This is a genomic window from Rhodohalobacter sulfatireducens, from assembly GCF_022012475.1.
Taxonomy (GTDB): domain Bacteria; phylum Bacteroidota; class Rhodothermia; order Balneolales; family Balneolaceae; genus Rhodohalobacter; species Rhodohalobacter sulfatireducens.
In genome coordinates this window covers 20,066-46,386 of sequence record NZ_JAKLWS010000020.1, presented here as the reverse complement: position 1 = coordinate 46,386, position 26,321 = coordinate 20,066, and the positions used below count along the sequence as shown (strand labels likewise).

At 41.6% G+C, this 26,321-nt stretch carries 21 protein-coding genes; 10 read left to right on the top strand and 11 right to left on the bottom strand.

The window, feature by feature from the left end; all coding sequences use genetic code 11:
* Positions 1-143: 143 nt before the first annotated feature.
* The 4 genes from L6773_RS14225 to L6773_RS14210 all read left to right on the top strand — a co-directional run bounded on the left by L6773_RS14225 (position 144) and on the right by L6773_RS14210 (position 4,850).
* A complete protein-coding gene (locus tag L6773_RS14225; protein WP_237855106.1) occupies positions 144-1,628 on the top strand; it encodes an FGGY-family carbohydrate kinase in 1,485 nt (494 codons plus the stop codon).
* Positions 1,629-1,667: 39 nt separating this feature from the next.
* Positions 1,668-2,399, top strand: a complete 732-nt coding sequence (locus L6773_RS14220) for a (Fe-S)-binding protein (RefSeq protein ID WP_237855105.1) — start codon at positions 1,668-1,670, stop codon at positions 2,397-2,399.
* A gap of 365 nt (positions 2,400-2,764) precedes the next feature.
* Complete coding sequence (locus L6773_RS14215; RefSeq protein ID WP_237855104.1) at positions 2,765-4,198, top strand: LutB/LldF family L-lactate oxidation iron-sulfur protein; 1,434 nt, start codon at positions 2,765-2,767, stop codon at positions 4,196-4,198.
* Complete coding sequence (locus L6773_RS14210) at positions 4,191-4,850, top strand: LutC/YkgG family protein (RefSeq protein ID WP_237855103.1); 660 nt, start codon at positions 4,191-4,193, stop codon at positions 4,848-4,850. The genes L6773_RS14215 and L6773_RS14210 overlap by 8 nt, the downstream gene beginning before the upstream one ends.
* A gap of 4 nt (positions 4,851-4,854) precedes the next feature.
* On the opposite strand, the gene L6773_RS14205 is transcribed toward L6773_RS14210, so the two are convergent.
* From L6773_RS14205 to L6773_RS14185, 5 genes are all read right to left on the bottom strand, one after another.
* The gene (locus L6773_RS14205) at positions 4,855-5,454 is read right to left on the bottom strand and encodes a CPBP family intramembrane glutamic endopeptidase (RefSeq protein ID WP_237855102.1); all 600 of its coding nucleotides are present in this window, start codon (positions 5,452-5,454) and stop codon (positions 4,855-4,857) included.
* A gap of 27 nt (positions 5,455-5,481) precedes the next feature.
* Positions 5,482-6,597 (bottom strand): Gfo/Idh/MocA family protein, encoded by a 1,116-nt coding sequence (locus tag L6773_RS14200; RefSeq protein ID WP_237855101.1) that lies wholly within the window; start codon positions 6,595-6,597, stop codon positions 5,482-5,484.
* Positions 6,598-6,712: 115 nt separating this feature from the next.
* Positions 6,713-7,663, bottom strand: coding sequence for a response regulator (locus L6773_RS14195; protein WP_237855100.1), 951 nt, complete (start codon positions 7,661-7,663; stop codon positions 6,713-6,715).
* Positions 7,664-7,956: 293 nt separating this feature from the next.
* Entirely contained in the window at positions 7,957-10,449 is a 2,493-nt protein-coding gene (locus L6773_RS14190; protein WP_237855099.1) for an alpha-L-rhamnosidase-related protein, read from the bottom strand.
* A gap of 180 nt (positions 10,450-10,629) precedes the next feature.
* Positions 10,630-11,910, bottom strand: coding sequence for a PP2C family protein-serine/threonine phosphatase (locus L6773_RS14185; RefSeq protein ID WP_237855098.1), 1,281 nt, complete (start codon positions 11,908-11,910; stop codon positions 10,630-10,632).
* Between the two features lie 213 nt (positions 11,911-12,123).
* Between L6773_RS14185 and L6773_RS14180 the strand changes: the two genes are divergently transcribed.
* From L6773_RS14180 to L6773_RS14165, 4 genes are all read left to right on the top strand, one after another.
* On the top strand, positions 12,124-14,712 hold the full coding sequence (locus L6773_RS14180) for a serine/threonine-protein kinase (RefSeq protein ID WP_237855097.1): 2,589 nt from the start codon (positions 12,124-12,126) through the stop codon (positions 14,710-14,712).
* 57 nt (positions 14,713-14,769) lie between these two features.
* On the top strand, positions 14,770-15,216 hold the full coding sequence (locus tag L6773_RS14175) for a hypothetical protein (protein WP_237855096.1): 447 nt from the start codon (positions 14,770-14,772) through the stop codon (positions 15,214-15,216).
* A gap of 254 nt (positions 15,217-15,470) precedes the next feature.
* Positions 15,471-18,014 carry a serine/threonine-protein kinase gene (locus L6773_RS14170; protein ID WP_237855095.1) on the top strand — a complete coding sequence of 848 codons (2,544 nt, stop codon included), beginning with the start codon at positions 15,471-15,473 and terminating at the stop codon, positions 18,012-18,014.
* A 56-nt stretch (positions 18,015-18,070) separates the two neighbouring features.
* Positions 18,071-18,577, top strand: a complete 507-nt coding sequence (locus L6773_RS14165) for a hypothetical protein (protein ID WP_237855094.1) — start codon at positions 18,071-18,073, stop codon at positions 18,575-18,577.
* A gap of 33 nt (positions 18,578-18,610) precedes the next feature.
* Here the strand turns inward: L6773_RS14165 and L6773_RS14160 are convergent, their stop codons facing one another.
* Entirely contained in the window at positions 18,611-19,270 is a 660-nt protein-coding gene (locus tag L6773_RS14160) for a phosphoribosylanthranilate isomerase (RefSeq protein WP_237855093.1), read from the bottom strand.
* 115 nt (positions 19,271-19,385) lie between these two features.
* On the opposite strand from L6773_RS14160, the gene L6773_RS14155 reads away from it, so the two are divergent.
* Positions 19,386-19,766 carry a hypothetical protein gene (locus tag L6773_RS14155; RefSeq protein WP_237855092.1) on the top strand — a complete coding sequence of 127 codons (381 nt, stop codon included), beginning with the start codon at positions 19,386-19,388 and terminating at the stop codon, positions 19,764-19,766.
* A gap of 22 nt (positions 19,767-19,788) precedes the next feature.
* Positions 19,789-20,343 carry a hypothetical protein gene (locus tag L6773_RS14150; RefSeq protein WP_237855091.1) on the top strand — a complete coding sequence of 185 codons (555 nt, stop codon included), beginning with the start codon at positions 19,789-19,791 and terminating at the stop codon, positions 20,341-20,343.
* Positions 20,344-20,349: 6 nt separating this feature from the next.
* On the opposite strand, the gene L6773_RS14145 is transcribed toward L6773_RS14150, so the two are convergent.
* From L6773_RS14145 to L6773_RS14125, 5 genes are all read right to left on the bottom strand, one after another.
* Positions 20,350-23,043, bottom strand: coding sequence for a TonB-dependent receptor (locus L6773_RS14145; RefSeq protein ID WP_237855090.1), 2,694 nt, complete (start codon positions 23,041-23,043; stop codon positions 20,350-20,352).
* 6 nt (positions 23,044-23,049) lie between these two features.
* Entirely contained in the window at positions 23,050-24,012 is a 963-nt protein-coding gene (locus L6773_RS14140; RefSeq protein ID WP_237855089.1) for a FecR family protein, read from the bottom strand.
* 233 nt (positions 24,013-24,245) lie between these two features.
* Positions 24,246-25,145: a hypothetical protein gene (locus L6773_RS14135; protein ID WP_237855088.1), complete on the bottom strand. Its 900-nt coding sequence runs from the start codon at positions 25,143-25,145 to the stop codon at positions 24,246-24,248.
* Positions 25,146-25,295: 150 nt separating this feature from the next.
* Entirely contained in the window at positions 25,296-25,880 is a 585-nt protein-coding gene (locus tag L6773_RS14130; RefSeq protein ID WP_237855087.1) for an RNA polymerase sigma factor, read from the bottom strand.
* An 82-nt stretch (positions 25,881-25,962) separates the two neighbouring features.
* A complete protein-coding gene (locus tag L6773_RS14125; protein WP_237855086.1) occupies positions 25,963-26,313 on the bottom strand; it encodes a hypothetical protein in 351 nt (116 codons plus the stop codon).
* Positions 26,314-26,321: the final 8 nt, after the last annotated feature.

The following is a 26,321-nucleotide window of genomic DNA, read 5'->3' as shown; positions in this document are numbered from 1 at the left end:
GACATTCAGAAGATCATGCTTCTATTCTTTAAACTCATAATAAAGATTTATGTCTAAGATCAGTGGAAGCTGGAGCTTCCCACTGGCATTCCGAAGCCGGAGCTTCGGAACGAGTAAAGATTGGAGATTTAAAAAATTAGACCATGCCATTACAAAAACCAGTAACAGCTATTTTCGATATTGGCAAGAGCAATAAGAAGTTCTTTCTGTTCGATGAGAATTACGCTGTTATTGAGAAAACTCAAACGCAATTAGAAGAGATTGAAGATGATGATGGTGATACATGTGAAGATCTCCGTCAGCTGGAATTATGGATCAAATCTGAATTCCATAAAGCCCAGGAAAACTACCGGGTCAAGACTCTAAATTTTTCCGCGTATGGTGCCAGTTTTGTTCATATCAATCAGAATGGTGAGGCAGTAACTCCGCTTTATAATTATCTAAAGGAATTTCCGGAGGAACTGTTAAATCAGTTTTATAGAACCGTCGGTGGCAGAGAGAAATTTTCGATTCAAACGGCTTCTCCACCAATGGGGATGCTAAATTCCGGGTTACAGATCTATTGGTTGAAGCATCAGAAGCCGGAGCTTTTTGAGGAAATCGAGACATCACTTCACTTGCCAAATTACCTGGGTTTTCTATTTACAAGAAAGAAAACTTCAGAACTGACCAGCATTGGTTGTCATACCGGTTTATGGGATTTTGAGGAGATGCATTATCACCCCTGGGTTAGAAAGGAAGAGTTTCAACATTTACTTCCTAATCCTCAGTCCGTTACAAAAGTTGTTGAGGACAATGGCATCAGTATTGGTCCGGGAATTCACGATAGTTCAGCAGCTTTGGCTCCATATCTCATTGGATTAAACGAGCCATTTATGTTGATATCAACGGGTACATGGAGTATCACCCTAAATCCGTTCAATAAAGAAGCGTTGACATACGAGGAGTTAGAAAAAGATTGCCTCTGCTACTTGGATATTTATGGAAACCAAGTGAAAGCCTCGCGACTTTTTTTGGGAGCTGAGTATTCTCATCAGAAGAAGAAAATTATCAACCATTTTTCTGTAGATGTAAACAGATCCTGGATGAACCCGGATTTAGAATTATTGAAAGATTTGATAGACAACCAAAGGCAGGAACAAAAATTGTTAATTGAAAAGTCATACAATTCGGGACCCTATCCTCAGAAACAATCCGGGTATTGGCAGGTGAGTAATTTTTCGTCAGCAAAAGAAGCCTATCACCAATTGATGTTGGATTTGGTTTCATTACAGGTGAAATCGATTGAGCTCGCTCAGGGATCGATGAATACGGAAAAAGTGATCGTTACAGGAGGCTTTAGCCAGAATGATCTGTATCTCTCACTTTTAGCCACATTTTTTCCGGATAAACAGATTTATACCTCAAAGCTATCGGATGCTTCGGCCTTAGGTGCGGCGATGGTGTTAAACGAAAGAACGGTTTTTGCCAGCGGAGCGAAGCAATTCCAAAGTGAAATTGATGACTCAACCAAGAGGATCTCTTATCCAGACATTGGTCGGGATCGCAATGACTTTAATGAGTTGTTGGGCTTAAAAAAGATCAATGAAATTGATGATCTTAATCTTAAAAATTATTCTTGGGTTTAAATTGTCTTCATAGATAATACCTCCTACTTTAGGACATATATGAAAATTTCTCTATTCATAACCTGCTTTAATGATACTCTATTCCCGGAGACTGGAAAGGCGATGGTTCGGCTTTTAGAACGACTTGGCCATGAAGTTGAGTTTCCTCTCGAACAAACTTGCTGTGGTCAGATGCACTATAACACCGGTTACCAGGAGGAGGCGATTCCACTGGTGAGGCACTTTACGGATGTTTTTGCCGATGCAGATGCGATTGTGGCACCATCGGCATCATGTGTTGGGATGGTTCATGAGTTTTATGGAAAAGTGGCTGAGCGATCCGGAGACAAAGAGTTGATGAAAAAAGTTGAAAGAATTGTCCCGAAAGTTTTTGAACTGAGTCAATTTTTAGTTGAGGAATTGGGTGTTGAAGATGTTGGGGCCTACTACCCGCATCGAGTGACATATCATCCGACATGCCACTCTTTGAGAGTTTTAAATATTGGTGATGCTCCATTGAAACTCCTCAGAAAAGTGAAGGGGATTGATCTCGTAGAGCTGCCGATGGCCGAAGAGTGTTGTGGCTTTGGCGGTACATTTGCAGTCAAAAATGCCGATACATCCATGGCGATGTTAGGCGATAAGATTCGTCACGTTAAAGAGACCGGCGCTGAGGTTTGTTCTGCGGCTGATAATTCTTGTTTAATGCATATTGGCGGAGCTCTCAGCCGGCAGCGAAGTGGAGTGGAACCGGTTCACATTGCAGAAATTTTGGCCTCGACTGAGGATTAGTTGAGATCTGGCTGTGTACTCACGAAGTGTCGGTGCTGACAGCATAGGGTTTGTAAGAGAAGAACTCTGCCAGGACCTATTGGACTCTGGCAGGTTCTTATTCAAAAATCTCCCATTGAGGGGAGACAGGCTTTCTCAATATGTTTTTGAGAAAGCCGGAGGGGTGTCACGTACGTATACCCACCTCTCGTTTTTTTCTTGATCCGAAGGTCTCCTTCGGATCATGCTCTTGGAAGAAACTCTGTTTCAACTCTTTATTGATTGAGTCTGTAAGGAAGCGGGGCTTCAGTTTGGCGTACCGAAGCAGGAACTTCGGTACGAGGTCAAAGAGAGCTTTGGAACGAATTTAATTGAGGATAACAAGCATGAATAAATCTAAGCATACCCCAACATTCGAAGCCTCTGCAAAGGCGTATCTTTCAAATACACAGCTTCGCAAAAATATTGGACACGCCACGCATACCATCCGTGAGAAGCGAAAGGATGCAGTCGATGAGATGCCGGATTGGGAAAAACTTCGTGAAGCCGGGAGTCAGATCAAGACCCGGGTGATGCGCCATCTGGACAGATATCTCCTGCAGCTCGAAGAATCCGTAAAGAAGGCAGGCGGTCATGTACATTGGGCACGGGATGCAAAGGAAGCCAATCAAATAATTGTTGACTTGGTTAAGCAGAAGCAGGTTGAAGAGGTCGTGAAAGTTAAATCGATCACAACGGATGAGATTAAGCTGAATAAAGCATTAGCGAAAGAAGGAATTCAAGCGCTGGAAACCGATCTGGCTGAATTGATTGTGCAACTGGCGGAGGATGAACCCTCGCATATTTTAGTTCCTGCGATTCATAAAAACAGGGCTGAAATCCGCGAGTTGTTTCGCAAGAAACTAAATCAAAAAGAGTTGAGTGACCGGCCGGAGGATTTGGCTGAAGCAGCCCGATTGTACCTGCGGAAGAAATTTTTGAATGCAAAAGTGGGAATCAGCGGAGCGAATTTCGGTGTTGCTGAAACAGGAACGGTTGCTGTTGTAGAATCGGAAGGGAACGGTCGGATGTGTACTACGTTACCTGACACTTTGATTACTGTAATGGGAATCGAAAAAATTATCCCGACCTGGCAGGATTTTGAAGTGTTTATGCAGCTCTTACCAAGATCTTCTACGGCTGAAAGAATGAATCCCTACAACTCATTTTGGACGGGTGTTACAGATGGCGATGGCCCGCAGGAATTTCATTTAGTATTGCTGGATAATGGGCGTACAAATGTTCTGAAAGATGAGGTTGGCCGACAAACTCTTCATTGCATTCGGTGCAGTGCGTGTTTAAATGTTTGTCCTGTATACGAACGCACTGGCGGTCATGCCTATAACTCTGTCTATCCCGGTCCGATTGGAGCGATATTAACCCCTCAACTAAAAGGAATTGAGGATGATGGAGTCGCTTCACTGCCGTATGCCTCCTCACTTTGCGGAGCGTGCTATGAAGTTTGCCCGGTGAAGATCAATATTCCTGAGGTATTGGTTCATCTTCGGGGAAAGATTGTGGATGAGAAGAAACGGAATGGTGGAATTAAACAAAAAACTGACCTGGAGCATATCGGGATGAAAATGATGGCTCGTGCTTTTCAAAGTCGTTCGAGATATGAACGAGGTCAGAAATTGGCGAGAACAGGCCAAAAACTATTTACCAAAGATGGCACCATTTCAAAACTGCCGGGTCAGCTTTCCGGGTGGACGGCGATGAGAGATCTCAAACCGATCCCGGATCAAACATTCAGAGAATGGTGGAGGAAGCGCGATGAGTGATTCAAAATCAGAAATGCTGTCGACTATTCGAAAAGCCCTGTCTGAAGTGCCGGATTCGGAAAGTCCTGGTGATGTTGAATTAAAACGAGATTATCTGCAAAAAGGAAAGTTGTCTCAGTCCGAAATTGTAGAACTCTTTGCAGAGCGGGTTGGAGAGTATAAGGCGACGGTTCAACGAGTGAAAGAGAGCAATTTAAAGAAGGTCATAGCAGAGAGCTGTAAAAGAGAGAATGTTACAAAACTCGTGATTCCAGAAGGTTTTGATAAAGAATTGCTTCCGGTTGATATCGATCCGCTTTTTGATAACCTTGGTTCGCCGCTGACTCACCTTGTATTGGATCAATCCGATGGTGTGATTACAACTTGTGCTCATGCCGTGGCCCAAACAGGAACGATCATCCTTGATGCCGGTGAGGGACAGGGGAGACGAGCGTTGACGTTGGTACCCGATTATCACCTCTGTATTGTTCGGGAAGATCAAATAGTAGAGTTGATACCCGAAGGATTTTCTGCGGTTGAATCGTCCGTAACAAAAGAGGGGAGACCGATTACGTTTATTTCAGGTCCGTCTGCTACCTCGGATATTGAGTTGAGCCGGGTAGAGGGGGTTCATGGGCCGAGGCGGCTGGAGGTTTTGATTGTCAAGGATTGATCCTTCAGTTATCAGGGTGAGATAAGTTTTTTTTAATACCATATAGCACGACCACATCGTAAATAAAATGGGAAGCCATGGCAGAGATTAGCCCAATGTACATAAAGAGAGCACCGAGCATTGTACTCAGGGCTAATGTAAAGAGGGAATACAAGATGTGGGGAATGGTTTTCAATCGAATATAACCGTGAATTCCGATGAACAATAGGGAGGTCCACCAGATACCAATCACCGGCTGAATAGCGCCTCTGAAGAGAATCTCCTCAGATATGCCGGCAACAAGAGAAACATACACAATCTCTTTCACAGATAGGTCCATCTGCTTCACCTGGCGAATAATAGCGTACTCGTTTAAAATTCTTTTGAACGTTTTCAACCGAATCAAACCGAGACCGGCAAATCCAAAAATCACTCCTGAAATTAAACCTATACCTAACTGGATAAGAAAATGATAGCCCGCAAAAAACAGTTCTGCCAGTTTTGTTTCCTGTATATAATAGATGATGAGGTTTGCCAATAGAAGCCAGACTAAACCGGATAAAAGTGAAACAATAATCAGTTTTCGCCCTTCGATGACGGGTTCATCTGGTTTAGGCTGATTCATAGAATAATATGACTGTTTATTAAATTATCAGGGAGTTAATGTAATTGTTTTACCGGTTTCAGCAGACTTTTTAGCGGCATCCAAAATTTTCATCACAGTGATATTATTCGAGAGAGATGAAAGGTCGGTTTCCTGAACGGTGATATCATCGTTGACTACAGCTGCAAGGTAGCTGAAGGGATCGTTATAGGGATACTCTCTTGGATCTATTGAAATATTTTCAGGGGATTCATCAGCTCTTTTTAAAATCTGCAAATTCTGATTGTCTTGAGCAAAAGCATATCCGTGTTCTCCATATACCTGCATATCTTTTCGGTTATATGGCCAGTTCCAGGATGCCTGGATAACTCCCTGAACGCCGGGATAGGTCAAAATAATGGTCGCTTCATCATCAACATGCGGATAGATTCCGGGTTTATGAGTTTGAGTGACTGCAGTGACGGATGTAGGTTCCTGTCCATCCATTAGCCATGTGATCAAATTTGCACCATAGCAACCAAAATCCATAATTGCACCACCCCCGTTTAAAACCGGGTCGGTAAGCCATTCCAGGAACTCCTCGCTCACGCCGATCTCTTTAGGCCCCTGGTGCCCGTCGTTTACGGTTACTTTCCTGATCTTTCCAAACCCCTTATCGTGTTCAAATAACCGTTTTACTTCTTGATTGCTGGAATACCAGGTCGTTTCGTAATTGGTGATCAGATGTATATCATTTTCATCTGCAAGCTTTTTCATTCTAAGTGCATGATCGAGATTTACCGCCAACGGTTTTTCAACCATTACATGAACTCCCAAAGGTGCGGCTGTCTCAACCAGTTGCAGGTGATCGTAAGTCGATCCAAAAGCAGTAATTGCTTCCGGATGGGTTTCATTCAGCATGTCAAACAAATCATCAAAATGCAGATTTTGATCCAGGTCGTACATCTCCATATATCGTTGCCAGAGCTCCTCATTGGGTTCATAGATTCCAACAACCTCAATGTCATTTCTGCTGTTATCGCGTCCAAATATCCAATGGACATGATCGTGAGTTAAGCCGGCTACAGCTATTTTTACAGGTTCATTTTGACTTGAGGAAGTGGATTCGGGATCAACACTGAATGTTGATAGAAGAGTGACAAGAGCTAGAATCAGTGAAGTCATGAAGTGAATTATGGGTTTAAAATATCTAAAGAGGTATCTTTTCAGTAGCAGGTAGATCAGTTATTGTATTCTTTACATCAATCCGAGATAGTTTTCCAAAAACAAAGGGAGCTTGTCATTCATTATTTGAATAGAGTTTCCTGTATAGTCCCCAAAGTATTGTACCACATTGAATAATAAAGCGGGAGAGGAGTTTATATTCTTTAGTGGTAAAAACCCTGTTTCTTTTCAGTATAACGAATCCAAAAAGGGGAGTGCTGCCGGGAATGACCATTCCATTTTTAGTAAAGGTATCTTTGTCGATTTTAAAGAGAGGAATTCCCGCTTCGGAGCTTAAACCAAGTTCTTTAGAAGTATCGGCAAATACTCCCTTGTTCTCCTCAGCCCGCGGATTATTCGTCATGTAGGGACGTTTCGTTCGTGCCAACTCTCGAAAAGCACGTTCGGACATCAGCTCATCAGGGCCAAAATTTTCAGGTTGTCGATCACCGATAGAGAGGATCAAGCTTGGTTTCGAGCGTTGTATTTTCCAAAAAGAGATGTAGTCGATATCAAATGAATTCATTAAACCAACGGCCAGTTTCCTGCAAGCTGAGAAAAAATCACCATGAACAGATTCGGTCTGTATTTTTTTGATGATGGTACGAAAGTCCTGCTTGTAGCGATCGGATAGCTTAAACTGTTTTGCTTCCTCCAGGAGGTGCTCATTAAGAAGGCTTTTAAAATCATCTTTATTTGAAAACAGAAACTCTTTGGATACGAATTCAGTGGCTCCAATTTCACGTGCCTGTTCTTCAATATCTTCTGTTGCTTTACCTGTCATTACAATAACAGGGACACTTCTCAGTGCAATGTCGGTCATGATAGACTCTAGCAGTTCAATACCGGAAAGTTCAGGCATTTGTATGTCGAGAAGTACAAGATTAATGGAATTTTCGGCTGCCAAGTCTATTCCCTCCTGCGCACTATTGGCAAACTTTAAATTGAAATCTTTACCCAACATTGCCTTTAACATGACATGGGTAGACTTCTCATCATCAATTACCAAAATAGTCTGTTTCTCCATGAAAAATCTGACTTTAAACCTTATAGATTGCCGGAAGCTGTACAGCTAAATATGTTAATTTCTTTTAATCCAACGTATTCAATGATAATACTTTGATCGTTTTTTTAATAATATACTTTTGTTGAAAAACAACCTTTTATGATGGATAACAGAGCCGTATTTGGTGTATAAAACCAAATAACTACCGGCTCCAAAGAGGATAGTAATTTCCTGATATCACTTTCTCTCGATGCACTAATATCATAGTTATTTTTTGGAATAATTTAAAATCGAGTCAGCTCTTTTATAATTTTTTAATTGTTATTATTACCGAGCTGGAGCAGCAATGAGATCTTTTCTTCTTCATTTAGTGTGAATTCAGTTTCAATCACTCCATCTTCTTCTGAAAGATCTGTATAGTTTTCATTTTTGAGGAGAATTGATTCACCAAATCCCCCAAATTTTAAGCTAACATCCAGGGGTGTATTTCCATCATAACGTAGTAGAGAAATGCTTACAGTTTGACTATTCTCCCGCTTCATTGCAACCTGAATGGAACCCTGCTCATATAAATTGATTTTCCTGGTTTCCCAACCTTGCCATTCTGGTGGTAAATGGGGTTCAAAAGCAATTAAGTTGTTGGGCAGGTCCGGTTGAAATCCCAATAGATACTGGGCCATTGCAGCAGCGTTTATTCCGGATTCCCAAGGGCGAAGAGTCCCGCTGAATGGCGTGATGACTTCATCTTCATGTTCATAGTACTCTGCAAAAAGCCCGGAATTTGATGCATAGTTTACCATCAGTTCAGCTGCATCGTGCATCGCGGGATGCTGACTTCGTGCCAGTGCATGAAGTATATAACCGAGATCCATACCCGCTGTGAAATTATATACTTCGGGTACTACTCGAACGGGATCAACAAGGTTATTTAGAACAACGGACAAATTTTGTTGTGGAATTGAATCACGCGGATCACTCATATCCAACCAAAACCATCGGAGAAGCAGATCTAAAGCCGGCCTTTTGTCAATTTCCTCATTGTTGTCAGAATCTGAACGGGCGTAGGCAAAATGGTTTTTCTCCGGCAGCCACAAGCGGTCCATCATTGCTTTCATTGTCTCTTTTTCCAACTCTTTAAATTCGTCTGCATCATCAGCATAGCCAAGAGTATCTGCAAGTTCACTCATAAAACGAGCGGCTGAGATAAATAACAGGTTGGAGTCTGTCATCTCGGTTCGATACTTCGGTGCTGTCTGTTCGGAATTTGTGTAGGATTCATCCCCGGGAGAGGGGAGCAGGCCGTTTTCATTGATTTGCTGAACCCTGAGATTGTAGGCAAGCCGGTTGTACAACGGTTTAATTTTGCTGAGGTCTCCGGTTGCCTTGTAAAAGTCTTTTGCCATGAGAATGATAATGCTTGGAACTTCGGCAACACTGTGATGTCCATCCATACTATTAGCTGAAGGATTCCAGATTGTGGGATCCGGCGGGGTAGGAGTGGTATCGTACGCGTTTTGGATTCCATATCGATTTTGCATGGCGATATAAAATGTGAGTGCACGATAGGCGCGGTCGTAATCGGCTTGTGATAGAAAGACCTTAAAAGAACCAAGTTGATCGCGAACATAACACATCGGGTACATATAGGGTTGTGCGAGTACACAACCACTGGCCGCCTGGGTAGCCCGGGCCAAGGAAGCTGTTGATTGAATAATGGTGGTAAAGGGGTCTTCAGGTTTATCGATTCGCTGAATCAGAGGTTCCGGTAGCGAGGATCGACTTTCATCTGCAACCTGGTTGATATCTCTTTGGGTCCAGTTCCCTAAACGCTCTATAACGGAATACCTAACCCTGTCTTCCCGGTCCGAGGCCGTTACAAGCCAAATACCGAACTCTTTGGATATACCGGGCTCTAATTGCCCCAAATGTACATGAATGCCGGAATCCGCAACTTCAACCTCAACAGATGAGTCGTTGGAGGTGACAGTTGTGGCCAAAGCTCTCGGTGGGAACATCTTCTCGTAGTCTGCATCTGTCGGTATTGGAGTGGAGATCTCTTGCCACAGGGCACGGGGGGCACCTCGTAATATTATTGCGTTCGCATTCCTATCGACCTCTAGCAAATTCTCATCTTCTATCGAAGTTCTCTGCTGTTCGGCGGGCTCACCATTCCAAGACTCAAATGGAGCGCTGTTTCTGGGATCGGGATAAACCGGTATAAATATGCGAACATCTGAATCATTAAAATTTTCGGAAAGAGTCACTCTTACTTTTCGCAATAATACAGGCTGATCCTGGACAATAATATCGGTGATCTCAGCTTTAAGGTTTTCACTCTTCGATAGCACTCGCCAAAATGGTTGATTTGCAGTTGGACTGAGAACAGATTCAGATTGCCATACTTCAGCGTTGCCATTTACGTCCGGAATGAGTTCCCATCCATACCCAAGATTTCCGACAGAGTAGAGGGGCCCGTTGATCCATGCAAGACGGGTAAGGGAAACAGATTCATTGTGTAAAAAAGATTTGCCCGACCGAGTGAGTTGTTGTCCTAAGCCACCCACAGTATAGATGTGTCCATTGCCTGTTACGTACCCGTCGTGTCGATCCGTTCGATGCCAATTATCTACTCCCAGGTCAATACTTTTTTGCTGTGATTTTACATTTGTGGGGAAAACAGAAGCTTGAACAAATAAAATAGAAAACAAGCTTAAAAAGAATACCCTGAAAAATCGGGGAAAATCATTCCACCTAAAAAATTTAAGTTTATAAATATTTGATATAAAAGTTACTAATTTATTGTCCATCAGTAATTTAGTTTTAATTATCAATACTTATTATAGATCAGGTGAATCTACACATCGATTCAATCATGACAAAATGTACTCAATAATGGTAACGATTTCATTGTATTAAATTACACTTCAATTCGAGCCATAATTATAGTAGTTGTTAAATTTTGTAGTAAGTGAGGGGGCTTGAATTGATTAGTCTTTTTTGATCAACATCAATGTGATATCATCACTCTGAGTATTACTGCCTGCGTGCTCCCTTACACTCTGCAGTATGATTGATCCGATCTCTGAAACAGGTTTGTCAGCGTGTGTTTGGACAAGTTCAAGAAGCCGATTCGTACCATACATTTCTAAATCAGAATCCATCGCTTCTGTGATACCATCGCTGAAGATTAATAAAAGGTCTCCCGATTCAAGTTGAATCGATTCTTGCGTGTATTCTGATTCTTCAAAAATACCGAGAATTAAACCGGTGGATTCAAGCTCTATCGGGTCTTGATTTTTCTTAAAGAGGATCGGGCAGTCATGTCCGCCGTTGGTGTATTTTATTTGCCCGGTTTTTGGGTCCAGGGCGCCATAAATCATCGTGGCAAATTTCGTTGATTCCGTGCTTCTGTATAAAAGTTTATTGGTTCGCCTGATACAGATGGCACAATCATCATTTACTAGAACCTGACTCCTGAAAGTAGCCTGAAGATTCGACATCAACATGGCTGCCGGCATCCCTTTTCCGGTTATATCTCCGAGACAAAATGCAAGGCGATCATCAGAAAGGGGTACAAAATCATAGTAGTCGCCCCCCACAGATTTTGCGGGAATATTTGTAGCGAAAAGTTGGTACCCGGGGATTTCCGGAGGTTGATCCGGGAGTAGTTTGCGTTGAATCTCCGAGGCCATACTGAGCTCTTCCTGGAGTGAGATTAATCTCTTTTCCTCTTCAAGCAGACGAGCATTCTCAATAATTTGTGCAGATTGAGATCCAATGATGGAAAGTAACCTGCGGTCTTCATCCGTAAAGACACCCTTCCGTTTATTAAAAACAGCCAGGTATCCGATCATTTCGCCTTTAACAATCAGCGGTACGCAAAGGATGGATTCGAAGGGATATTCATCGTCAGAGAGAAATTGAAAGCGGTCATCATTGCGGATATCATTACTTAAAAATGAAGTACGGTTTTTTAGCATCCATCCTTTTAATCCTGTATCCATCCGAAAGGGTACTTTTACGCCTGAAGTATCTCTGTGACGTACCATTGTATGGAAATTCTCACCTTCAGTACTTCGCTCCAGCAGGTTCACAGTGCCCTCTTCAACCCCCATATGCTTGATACATTTCATCACAATCTGGTTGATGATCTCATCTACAGACTGAACAGACGAAATAGTTGTTGCAACATCATTTAGGATTTTTAGCTCGTTAATTGCAAGCTGAAGTTGCCTGTTTTCGGCTTGAAGTTTTTCGACATTCGACATTTATTGGAACGCTTATTTGTTCAACAGAATTGATTCAAAATAACTCAATGAACCTGTAGTGACTACTAAATAATATGAAATAATCAACACTAAGCTATAGATTTTTTGTGTTAAGACCTTATTTATGTTTAATATCCTTAGACATTCTTACAAAAAAAAAGTAGATTTTTTTCAAGAAGAGGGGGGTAAAAATTTGAACAATACGTACTTGGCATGCCGTCATCTTACTTACATTACGATATTCAAAGAAAACTCGGGCAAGGCGGGATGGGAATTGTATATCTTGCAAAAGATACACGATTACACAGAAATGTTGCGCTTAAATTTTTACCCCCGCATATCGCAAAAAATGAAGTTGAACGCCAACGTTTTGAGATTGAGGCCCGGGCCGCAGCCGGTTTAAGTCATACCAATATAGCACAAGTCTATGCCATTGAAGAGGTTGACGATGAGTTATTTATCGCCCTGGAGTATGTAGATGGGCAGGAACTCAAAGATATTATCGAAGAGGGGACACTGAGTACCGATGATAAATTAGAGATTGTTTCGCAAATAGCATCGGGAATGTATGCGGCTCATCAAAAAGGAGTCATCCACAGGGATATAAAGACGCGAAATATAATGGTTGACACTTCCGGGAGTGTCAAAATTATGGATTTTGGCCTGGCTCGACTTGAGGGAACCGATCCTATTACAAAAACAGGTACAACTATTGGAACCACTGCTTATATGTCTCCTGAACAGTTGAGGGGAAGAGGGGCAGATGTTCGGTCTGATATTTGGTCGTTTGGAGTTGTGCTCTATGAACTTTTTTCCGGAGAGATGCCATTCCGGGGATTGCACGAACCCGCCGTGATGTACTCCATTACAGAAGATCCTCCACATCCCCTGGATCCGGAAGATGAGAGTGTTCCGGAATATATAAAAACGATAATAACACGATGCCTGGCGAAAAATCCTGATGAGCGTTATCAGAGTGTTGCGGAGATTTTAGCTGACTTGAAGTCCCAACATGTAAACACCGCTAATTTGAATACTGCTACGGCGAGTTCTGCAACTATGGACTCATCAGAGGTTCATGCGTCTCCCTCCCGGGTGTCGCCGAAGACAACGAAGTATTTAACCGCCGGAATTGCGGTTGTCAGCCTCTTGATTGTAGCCTTTTACTTTCTGCTTGATGGAGTGAGTAGTTTAGGTGAAGATTTTCCGGATAAGCGATACCTCGCCGTACTACCTATCGAAAATATCGGGGGAAATCCGGATATGCAGGCCATTTGTGATGGACTGGCTGAAACTTTTTCCTATCGATTGTCTGAACTGGAACAATATGAAGATTTCTACTGGGTGACACCGGCAAGCGAAATTAGAAAGGAAAATGTGTTTAGTGCGTCACAGGCAAATCGAATATTTGGTGTAAATTTAGCGATATCTGCAAGCATTCAAACCGTTCAGGACTCAACAAGAATGATCTTAGAGTTGGTCGATGCCGATAATGTTCGTCGACTGAGTACCCGGCAGATTACGGTGCATTCGGATGATCTGGCAATGCTTGAAACGAACGCAATCAGGGAATTGATAAAGATGCTGGAAATTGATATTCGCCCCAAAATGGAGCAAGCTATTTTTGATGACGTACCTTCAGACCCTAAAGCGTATGAATTTTATCTGAAGGGTAGAGCAAGTCTCCAAAAAGAGATGAATTTAGATGATTTAAATGAAGCAATTGACTTTTTTGAACAAGCTGTGATTTTAGATCCGCAGTTTGCCCTTGGGTATGCCGGGTTGGGGGAAGGTTACTGGAGACAGTATGAAGTAACCGGTGATGTAGAATTTGTAGGGCTGGCTGAAACTGCTTTGAACCGTGCCAACTCCATCAACGATCAACTGGCACCTGTACAGCATCTATATGGATTGGTAAAAAGCGGAACAGGAGATTATGAGGAGTCGATCAGCTACTTTGAACGGTCCCTGGAAATAGACCCAAAATTTACAGCATCTTACCGCGAAATGGCGAACGTGTATAATGAAATTGGCAATACGGCCAGGGCACTGGATACCTATCAACAAGTTATTGAATTAAAACCGGATTACTGGGAGGGTTATAAAGATCTGGGGGTTTACCATCTTAGCAACGGTAATTTTGACGGGGCAATCCAAAACTTTGAAGAGGTTGTTGAGATTACACCCAATAATAGCATTGCATTTTCAAATTTGGGAATTGCTTACTTCTATAAGGGAGATAATGACAGGGCTCGTGAGATGTTTGAAAAATCACTGGAACTCGATGAAAATCCTTTAACAGCAAACAACCTGGCCGGCATCTATTTTGTAGATGAAATGTACAGTGAAGCGGCAGAGATGTATATGATCGTTTTGGATGAATATCCCAATCGGTATGATGTTTGGGGGAATTATGCAGCAGCTGTTGATTTGAACGGAGATTCTCTTGAAGCCAGGGATCTCTACAGAACAGCTATTGAGAAAGCAAAAAAACAGAGCGAAGTGAACCCAAATGATCCATTAATTTTGGCAGATATCGGGGCTTATTATTCAGATTTAAATAATGTAAGTGAAGCCAGGAATTATATTAACCGAGCACTGGAAATTAACGATCAAAATGTATTTATAAGATTACGCGCAGTATCGATTTACGAAAAGTTGAATATGAGAGAAATGGCCCTTCAGTGGGTTTCTGCAGAGATGATTGAGGATATTGAAAGTCAGCCGGAGCTACAGAATTTAGCTGAAGACCCGGCATTTTTGGCACTTAAAAATCAACTTGTGAACCAAGCGAATAACTAATCCTTTTTCTGGTTGGGTTTGAAAGAGGGATAACCAATAACACAAAACATAAAACAGATGACAAAAAAAGCCAGTTTAATACTATCTATGGTTGCACTATTTATAATTTCTTCGGGAATGATTTATATAAATGTGGACATGGAAAGTACATATGCACAATTGAACGTAAGGATTGAAAAAGACAGTGAAGATGTATGGAGAGTTCGGGACCTGAATGGCAACAACAGGGGGACCCTCAACGCAGCATCGAACGACCAGGTTCAATGGCAAAATCGGAGTGAAGGAGAGGTAATCTTTACATTTGCTGAAGACGTTGTAGAATACTTCGAATTTAGTGGAAATCTTTTTGAAGACGGTCGATCTCAGGTTGTTGGTGCAAATGAAAACCTTCGTGTAACAATTAAGGAAGATGCTCCCAGGGGAGAGTTAATCTATGAGGTGTTTGTAATAAGCGAAAGGAAATTTGTCCAGGGAAGTTCAGCCCCGAGGATGATCATTCAGTAGTAGATTTTTTAATAGAGTCCCCGGAAAAAAAGGGGACTTTTGAATTTTATGACTGCCTACAAAATCTATAATTCTATTCGAAGTTAAAGAGAAATTTTAAAATGAAAGAGAGATTAATTTTTTCCTGTATGCTAAAATAAACTATATCGTAGTTGATATTTTTAAATAATAAAAATTTATCAGTAACATATAGTCGAATTTAAAGTATAGGGAGGCATGGGGTTTTAATTTAAACTTTCGGATAGGTGTAAAAAATGGCTTCCAATTTTTTGCATTATGAATTAAGAAAGAAGATTGGCGAAGGAGGAATGGGTGTTGTTTATTTGGCTCAAGACACACGTCTGAATCGAAAAGTTGCACTCAAATTCCTACCAAAGCAGATATCAAAAGATCAATCCAAACATGATCGTTTTCGGATTGAGGCTCAGGCTGCGGCAGGGTTGAACCACAGAAATATTGCACAGGTTTTTGCCATTGAAGAGGCAAACGGAGAGCTATGTATTGTTCTTGAATACGTTGAGGGCCAGGAGCTCAAGGACATTATTGATGGGGATGACCTAAATACTGAAGAGAAAGTTAAAATCTCTGCTGATATTGCCGAAGGAATTAAAGCGGCTCACCAAAAGGGGATCACTCACCGTGATATCAAATCGCGAAATATTATGGTCGATTCCTCAAATGGGGTTAAGATTATGGATTTTGGTCTGGCCCAATTAGAAGGAAGCGATCAACCCAAAAGCAGTAATACAACAGCAGGAACTACGGCGTATATGTCGCCGGAACAGTTACGGGGTGAAGAAGCCGATGCACGGTCGGATATTTGGTCATATGGTGTGGTTCTCTATGAACTGTTTACAGGCAAGCTTCCATTCCAGGGGATGCACGAAGCGGCCATTATGTATTCCATTACTGAAGAAGATCCTCTGCCTATTGATTCTGAAAGCTCAGAAATTCCGGAATATATTCGTCAGATTATTAACCGGTGCCTGGAGAAAAACCCGGAAGAACGCTACCAGGACCTCTCCGGAGTTTTAGATGATATAAAGGAGGGGCAAAAAGCTGCTGAGCAATCCACAAAAGAAGAAGATACAGCTTCATCAAAAAGAAATATTTACCTGGTAATTGGTGCCGCGGTATTCACGATTTTGCTCACGCTTTTCATCTTTTGGTGGGAGAATGATTTTGTTCTGATGGGAAATATACCGGCGAAGAAACATATGGCTGTTTTGCCTATTGAAAATATCAGTGAAGACCCCGATTTAGCCTATATTTCAGCCGGACTCACAGAAACACTTTCCTATAGATTATCAGACCTTGAACAATATGAGGATGAGTATTGGGTAACGCCGGCCAGTGAAATTCGAAGTAGAAATGTAAAAAGTGCTTCAGAAGCATATGAACAGTTTGGTGTTAACATTGCTATTCGCTCCACAATACAATCAATCCAAGACTCAACCAGACTTATCCTTGATCTTATTGACGCTGAGAATATAGTTAGTATCGAAACTGCGCAGGTTACGGTCCATTCAAACAACCTGGCACAACTAGAGAAAAAGAGTGTTCAGGCTATGTTAAATATGCTGAGAATAGAAGTTCAGCCAGTGATGATAGAAACGATTAGTCGTGGCGAACCGAATAACCCGGAAGCTTATGAACACTACCTTAAAGGCAGGGCAAATTTACAGGAACCGGTAAATCTTGATAAGCTTGACAGTGCTATTCAGCATTTTGAAAATGCATTGAATATAGATCCCAATTTTGCACTCGCATATGCAGGAACAGGCGAAGCCTACTGGAGAAAATTCGTGATCACACAAAATATTGATCTGGTTAACCAGGCGAAAGATGCACTCGATGAGGCTCAATCCATCGATAAAAATTTACCGGCAGTTCAGTTTCTGATGGGGTTAATTGAGAACGGTCAAAATAATTATGAAGAAGCGATTCAGCACTTTGAAAATGCACTTAATTTGAACCCAGAGTATACAAGAGCACACCGGATAATGGCGAGAGCTTACTACAATTTAGGGGAAAAAGAAGAAGCGCTAAAGATTTATGAAAGAATTATTGAAAAGGAACCCGATTTTTGGATAGGATACAATGAACTGGCTCTATATCATCTAGATGAAGGGAATTGGGATCAGGCGATTGATAATTTTAAAAAAGCAATCAATCTTACTTCTCAAAATAGTAGTCTTTATTCCAACCTTGGTGCAGTATACTTCTGGCAGAATAAAGTAGACAGTGCCAGGATCATGTTTGAACGATCTATGGCAATCGAAAAAAATCCTCTTTCTGCAGTAAACTTAGCCACGATTTATTATCGGAATGGAAATTATACAGAGGCTGCCGATATGTATAAATTAGTACTTGAAAATGAGTCATTCAGAAATCGATATGAAATATGGGCAAATTATGCATCTGCCGTCGAATGGAGTGAGAATTTGGATGGAGAGGAGGAATTGTATTACACTGCAATTGAAAAAGCAGAGCAACAATTAGAGGTCAATCCGAATGATGCTGTTCTGCTATCAAGTATTGCTGCCTTCCACGCAGATTTGAATAATCGAGATCAAGCACTGTCATATATAAATCAGGCGATTAATCTGAATAGCGAAAATCAAGTATTTATTGTGAATGCAATTAGTACATATGAGAATTTAGGCATGAGAGAAGAGGCCTTAAGATGGGTTCGGCCTGATATTATATCCCAGATTGAGTGGATACCAGACTTAAAGTCCATGGTTGAAGATCCCGAGTATATTAATCTTAAAGAAGAGCTTTTAAACCAAGAATAATCATTACATCCTTACCGGAGTTATGGTGGGTTAACAATAAACCAAAACATAATAATATGATTAAGAAAACAAAGTTCTTTGGCCTTATGGTAGTTGTTTTAGCACTGATGAGTAGTTGTGGTATGTTTTCATGTACTCCAACTGAAGTTACAGTAAGAGAAGATGATGATGGGGAGTGGCGTATTTACGATAACCGCGGCAATAATCAAGGATCCTGGACTGTGGAAGAAGGGGATACAATAACTTGGGAAGTTACGGGCTCGGATATGCTGTTCTCATTTCCTTTAGACATGGGAACTTATTTTGAACTCAATGATGAATTATTTGCTGATATCGATTCAGTTAATACTGGCCCCGAAAATGAAGAAAGACGTATTCATCTTGTCGAGGAGGGTGAATCTTTACGTTTAACAGTACAAAAATTAGAGAATAGTGACCTTGAAAATAGAGAAAGTGGAAAGGTTGATACGGTCATGATTGACTATGATATTTATGTTTTTGATGCCGAAAAATATGTTATCGGGAATTCACCACCATATATTATTATTCAGCGTTCATATTAAAAAGGTGGTTATTTTAAATATCACCCTGATGATCTAAATATTTGAGAAGCCTGAAGCTTTAATAAAAGTTTTTAACTTTTTCGGGTCCAAGTTTCCATTGGTACGTACACCACTGCAAACATCTATGCCAAACGGCTGAACGGTATCGAGGGCTTTTTTTACATTGTCTGCATCTAAACCGCCGGCCAGGAAAACGGGAATTGGGGATTGTTTAACAATTTCACGACTGATATCCCAGTTGTGTGTCCGGCCGGTACCGCCCAACTCTTTTACATCCAGGTTGGTGTTCCCGCTGTCCAACAGAAGTAAGTCCGCTTTTTCGGTATAGAATAGCGCTTCATCTATGGAGTTATCACCGGTTACATGAATAACCTGCACTCGTTTTACATTGGGCAACTCCTTTTGCAGATATTTATGAGTTCCCTCATCAGGGCGGTCTACAATTTGGATGGTATTGGTTTGAGTTCGTTTATGATGATCCAGAATAGCTTCACCGGACTTCTCGCTTGTCAACAGGAAAGTTGCAATAGGTGGCGGGATCTCTTTTGCAATTTTTTGAATAAGATCATCATCAATCGGGCCGGGACCGCTGGGCATCTCACCTACCAATCCTAACGCAGAAGCTCCATGATTGATTGCCATTTTCGCTTCTTCTATTGAAGAGATACAGCATATTTTAATTTGTGGTTTCATAGGTCATCCAATTCATCTAAGTGTATACATTACATGAAAAGAGATACAGCTTACAATCGACTTTTCTTCTTTTTTACAATTCAGCTTTACCCGGAAATTATATCGTTAGAAAGTTATGAGAAAATTGAGTGCAATATTGTTTTTATTGGCCCTTTCTGCCGGTTGTAACATCTTTGAATCAGAGGATGAGCATACCGTCGTCAAAGATTTTGATGTAGTAAATACTGAGATCGTGCCCGGTGAAGAATATATCCACAATCTCGGAGCTTTGGGAGATGAGGAGCAGGCAACTATCAAGGAAGACAGCCGGAACGCCTCGATTAGCGAGCTTTTTTATGATTTCAATGGAACAGCAGTCGTTAAATACAGGTATCGTCCCAAACCCGGCTTCACCGGGGAGGATACGGTAGTATTAGAAATGAGACGAGGATCGGATGGTGAAAGTAGAAATACCGATATCTATTACACGGTGATAAATTTCAATATCCGGGAATAAAGAATGAATCTAATCGATAAATATGATCTCAGAAAATAATCTCTGCAAAGCAATTACTGGTATAATATCTGTCTTTATAATTCTCCTTTTTATACCATTTACCTCCTTTTCTCAGGAAAGTATCGAAAATCTCGAACCCGGTGAATACTTCGATTTTTGGGTTGGAGAATGGGAGGTCAGCTGGGAAGAGGGAGAAGAAATGGGACGAGGCACCAATCACATCGAAACAATCCTGGATGGAAATGTAATCCAGGAAAATTTCAGAATATTGGAGGGTCAAAATGCCGGTTTTAAAGGCACAAGCATTTCAGTTTATCGACCAAAATTTGACTGTTGGAAGCAGGCGTGGGCAGATAATTCCGGAGGATATTATGATTTTAGCGGAATGGTAGACGGAGAGAAAAGAATCTTTCAAACAGATGTTTTTGAGCGGGAGGATGGAAGCAGTTTTACCCAGCGTATGGTGTTTTATGACATCACTGAAAATTCAATGACATGGGACTGGGAATCGTCAACAGACGGAGGTGAAACTTGGTCTTTGAATTGGCGAATTTTTTATGAACGGATAAAGGATTGATCTCCCTCAAAACTCAAGTTTCAGGTTAAATGACGGTTGAAATCCAAGATCATAAATAGAAACGGGTAAACCGATGGTTGAAAATCGATCTCTGGCCGGTGCATTTGTGTTTTCCTCAACAAATACACCAAATTCACGATACCACTCATTTTGTCGATCCAGTACGTTAAAGAGAAAAATTTTCGCTTCTGCTTTATCACCGATGGCCGTGGTTTGAAATACCAGGCTAAAATCCAGCCGATGGTAGTTGTTGAGGCGTTCAGTTACTCCAATGTTTGAAGGATTTTGAGTTGCCTCAAGGATTTTAAAAAGTTGATTAGGTGTACCGGTTGCAAAAGTTGAGGAAGCATGCAGTTGTAGGTTATCAGACAGTTTAAATTCAATGAGGGAGTAGAGTTGATGCCGGCGATCCCAGTCCGGGTGAAATGGCTTTCCGCTATTGATACGTGAATTTTCAATTTCCACTGATGATATAGTATAAGATTGTGACAGCGAAACCGGTCCCAGTATCTGACGAAACAGGAACTCAATACCCCGGGCAGAAAGCTGGTTTTGATAATACCAGGGTACTTCCGACTCAAGAGTGGCAGGGATAAAACGTGTTTGAGATTCGTGAAGTCGCATATTCTCAATCTGTTTTAGGTAAGCTTCTACTCGAATGTATGTTGCAGGCGTTAGTTTGAGATACAAACCCGCAGAAAAAAGGTCGGATTGTGTGGGAGGCTGGTTCTCTGTCGTGGCAATCCAGATATCCTCCGTATTGATATTGGATAATCCAATCTGATTTAAAAACTGGTGAGTTCTTGAAAAACCTAAACTAAAAGAGATCGGCTGAGATGGATAAGCATGAAGTTTCACTCCGGGCGACCACCGGAAATATTCCCCACTGCTGGTATAATGAAGCCGACTGCCCAAATAGACATTTAAATTTTCGAGATGTGTAAGATCAACCTGGGTAGCCAGGTCAATTTGCGAAACAGTCGTTTTGTCAAAATAATTGAGGCGCCTGAAGGAATCTTCAAAATACTCAAGTTCATAATTGAAGTATGTAAGGCCGGAATAAAAATTCACAGAAGGCCATGAATAATTAAACGATTGTCTCAGCTTAAACTCCGTGAGTGTATTTTCAATGCCGTATGGCCTCAGAAAAGTTTCCCGTCTTCCGTTGCCATTTCTTTGATAAGTAAAATCGTCTTTGTAGTAAGAGGTATTGTAATCACTGAACCCGGCAAGCGATTCGGCGAATCCACGTTTGCCCAGTTGAAATTGATAACTTGCAGAGGCCAGTCGATTTCCCCAGTTATTCTTGGTTTCAAGTTCCTGTAACCTGAAAAAATTTTGATTGACGTTACTAAATCGGATAGGGCAGAGGTTGTCGGATGATCGAATAAAACAGCGCTCGTAGAATTGCTCGGTTTGATCCTCGCCGAGATAACCACTTACCTGGAATCGATTTCCATTTTTCCCCTCAAAGTAGAGTTTAGCATGTAGGTCGTAAAAAGCGGCATCGTAATTCCCGGTGCGAATCAAAAAATCATTTAAGGATGTTTGCTCAATATCATTACTTGATGATGGACGATCGATATTCAGCCCGAATTTGATCAGGTCCCGGTTATTCATCCAGTTGATGGTGTTCATGTAGGAATGACGACCCGAGACCAAAAAACTGGAACGTCCCTTTTCAATGGGACCCTGGATTGTGGCCCGGTAGGCTGTATTGCTGGTGCCAAGGGTGGCTTTATATTCACGGAGTGAACCGGTTTTGGTAATCAGGGCGAGCGTTCCACCGGATGGGGACTCAAATTGAGCGGGGGCCACATCATAAAAAAATCCCCGGTTTTGCAGCACATCCGGGTTAAAACTGTCCACCAATCCAAAAAGGTGACTTTGATTATAAACTGAAACGCCATCCAGTAAAACGTTAAAGCCGTCGACGGAGCTTCCCCGAATGTTTATTCCATCATTCAGAGCATTGGTAACATTCACCGCCGGTAAAGTTTGCAGGGCTCGCACGGAGTTATCCTCCCCGAGCGGACTAAAATTTCCAATCTCCATCAAACCGCTAAATACCGTATCGGCCGGATTAAAGTAGGTAACCCCATTGACGATGATTTCGGGCGAGCTGAAGAGTTCGGGTTCTAATCGAACTGTTATTCCTGTCCAGTTCTGTTTTTCATCAAGATCCAGGTATAGAGTTTCTTCTTGATAACCCACATAGGAAACCTGGAGAGAAATTCGACTATCTTCAAAATTTTGGTTCAGTGAAAATGCACCGGTTTGATTTGCTGTTATTCCACTTTGGGTGCCATTTTCAAGCCATCGTATTGTAGCATAGGGGAGGCGTTCTCCGGTTTGATGGTCAACCACAAATCCACTGATTGCAGTGATCTGCTCTGAACTTTCCGGTTTTTGTTCGAAAATTAGAACCTGGTGACGAGCAGAATCAACCCGTATTCCAATATTATTCAGGTTGAGTGCTTGCTCCAGCTTTTCAAAAAGATCTTCAGCATCAGCAGAGAATTTTACGTTTATATCTTCAACTAACGGTTCACGGTATAAGAAACGATATGGGGTACTCTTTTCAAGATCCGTTAGAAGGTCCAATAATGGTTCATCCAAATAATCAAATTCCTGGGCGCAGGCATTTTTAAAAAAAGATAAAGACAAAAGCAGCAATCCTGTCAGGAATAATCGTCTCATTTGGATTTAGTTTTCAGGTAAAAATTCATATTGATCAGCCCCAGTCTGCTCAAATCGTCCGCCGAGGACTACTCCGAGATCCATCAGAACTTGTTCAAGGTTATCGAGCTGCAATGATCCACCAAGAGTTTCATCAGGCGCATATCGGGCATCAATAGAAACGTTGAAATGTTGTTCGATTTCTGCTAGTACCAACCGCGCCTGCTGATTTTCAAGAACCAATATATTATCGAGCCAATCTTTAAATACCCGGCTGTTTTCAGGCTCAGGCTGCGAGATTGTGTTGTCGGTAATGGTACTGTATTCACCCGGATCAAGTATTATAGATGACGATTGGTCATTCGTTTCAAAGCGTATTTGTCCCTCCTCCAGGAAAACGGAGGTTCGGCCGTTCCAGTTTTGAATCATAAATTTAGTACCGAGAACACTCACTCGTCCCTCTTCTGTCTCTGTCACAAATGTTCGATTTGGGTTATTGGCTACCTCAAAGTAAGCTTCTCCATTGACTGAGTACACCTGTTTCGTTGATCTGTTGGATACTTCGTAAAGAGACGAATAGGGGCGGAGGGTAACGATACTTCCGTCCTTAAGAGTAACAGTAGAAATTACATTCTGACTTGAAGCAATGAGTTCGGGCTGACTTCTCTCAAAAAGCCAGAAAAACATAGATAAGGTGAGTATTACAACTGCGGCCGCTGCAATCCAGCGCACCATGTCGGAACCGGTTAAGAGCCTATAAATGGGTGTGCTATCCTCTTGAAGGCCGGGTTCGATTCCAGCCCAAATAGATGAAGAATTGGGTGATGTATGCCTGAATTCTTCGCGGTCCGCCTCTCTATACTGAAGTAAAAGTGGCATCAATGGATCATCAATTTCTTCAGGAGATCCCCCAGTTTTCTCTGCATTTTCAATGGTTCGAGCCAGTTGCAGATCACGATCATTTTCCGGTAAGGGATTGTCGGGTGACATTGAGATCAGATTAAACGGTTAAGTTCTAAAATTATCACATGATTTGAGGTGATATCTTATGGTCTCACGTATATTAGAATCTTGTTCTTTAAGGTCCAAGTTGCAAACTTGAACCAGTCACAAGAAGAGAAGAATGCCAGTGGCATTAAATTAGTGTAATTATTCATCCGGTGGAATTAAGGAAAAGCAGGTAACTTCAATTACCTGCTTTTCATTTGTCTTTAGGGGTAATACTACTCTTCTGTGACTTCACCATCATCCAGGCTTAACCTGAATATTTTGGCGAATTTTTTAAATCGCAGCAGCCCGGTTCCGTCTCCCGTAAATTCTATGGTTCCTTCAACATCTTTATCTCGATTTTGATTACCATTTGTGCCTGTGAAAAGCAGGGAATAATTTACAGTTCCGGTCACTCCCTCTTCAAGCGTACCGTTTGCCTCAACAATGGCTTTATCTATGTTAATGTCGATAAAATCAAAATTTACCTCATATTCAGTTGTAAATTCGGGTCGCTCTGCAGGTTTTCTGATACGGGTTCCCTCTCCAAGGTGAGTGCCATTGAACCGGAAGAACTCACTTGTTTCATGAAGGCCGGAGAGAAAGAATGTATCAACCCGGGTAAAATATGATTCAAATCTTAATCCTGAACTTTCACCTTCGCGCATTCCTTTATAATCAACGGTTTCAACAGAGTCTTTATGAGCTCTCGGCAAAACAACGAATGTTCCTTCGGGGTCCGCAAAAATATATTCCAAGTGACCCTCTACTGATTTTGAAAAGTTGGGTCGGTCTACACTCCGTGTAAAGTCGATTGTATGGGTTCCGGTTTCAGGGTCGTATTGATATTCGTAATCTGTTTCCGATCCTCGTCCAAACTCCTGTTTGGCTCTTGATGATCCTTGATTTCGATATCGTATGCCGGTAGCATCTACTGTTGACAATGCATCATACAAGCTCGACATGGCTCCTGAATTTTGATCAGATAATGACTCACCGACCACTTCGGCTGCGATCTCGAGATCTTCTTGTGTTATTTGATTTTCAGTATCATCGCTTGTTACAGATGAGCATCCCGAAAACAGAAGGATGAGTAAGATAGTTGTGTACAGGTTCAGTTGAATGTAAGTTTTCATGATGTTTGAGTGTTTATTATGGGTTGTTATCCATTTGCACTCTATGTACACATCACTTTTCGGTTTCCCCCAACGACTATTTTAAATTCAATAATCTGTTGATTGGCAATTATTTACCTCAATTAAATGAATTAAAAAGAAAAATATTTTCTACTCCATGAACGATTTAAGTGCTTCCCGGAGATCTTTCAGGGCCAATCCCATATGATTCTCTACGGTTTTGGGTGATATATCCAAGGTACTCGCCGTTTCTTTATAACTGAACCCCTGCAGAAAACACAACCGGAACACTGTTTGGCGTTTATCAGGCATGGACTCAATGGCACGATCGATCTGCTCCTTGAGCTCCTCGTTTATAAGTGTTGAATCCGGGGTTAAGGTTACAACACTGTCCGCTTCAGCAGAGTCACTAAATTTTTTGTGATCGCGGATGTGGTTTAGCATGCGCGTATATGCAATCCTGAAAAGATAGGCCCGCAGGGATTTGGTTTCATCAATCTGTTTCCGTCTCTCCCAGATCATTAAGAATGCTTGTTGGATGAGATCTTCCGCAACCTGCTCCGACATGCCCTTCTTCAGCAGGAAATAATAGAGATGCTTATGATGACGGTCGAAGAATTTCCTGAATGCATCATGATCCCCGTTTTTAATGGATCGAAGTAGTTCAGTTGAATCTAAATCATCGCTCGAATGCAGAGCAAGTTGTATGAGAAGAAGATGTATTGCAAGTGCCATCGGAGCGAGTATCTTGAACTATCAGACAAATATGAATGAATTTATTTAATATAAACTCATCTGAATCACCCGCAAAGTAGAATCACAATTTCTCAATTTTGATGAACTCAATGGCGGGAAAAGTGGCACCCCAGCCCCGTACGGACTCTTCGCCTGTTAGTTTAAAATCAGCCCGAACTTCAACTTCATAAATATTCTCTTCAAAAAATTCGGGATAGTCATCAGGTGTACCGGGAGCACCGTATTCCGCCTCATCAACGATAAAGAGCATTCCAACGCCATCAACTGCCGGTGCGCCGCCCCATCGAAGAGTTCCGGCCTGATCTCGAATGATATCTTCATTGCCACTCACATTTGAACTTGAGCATGCCGTTGTAGTAAAGGCAATTAACAAAACAGTACAGAACCGGAAAATCGGTTTTTTTAATTTCATAACCAGAT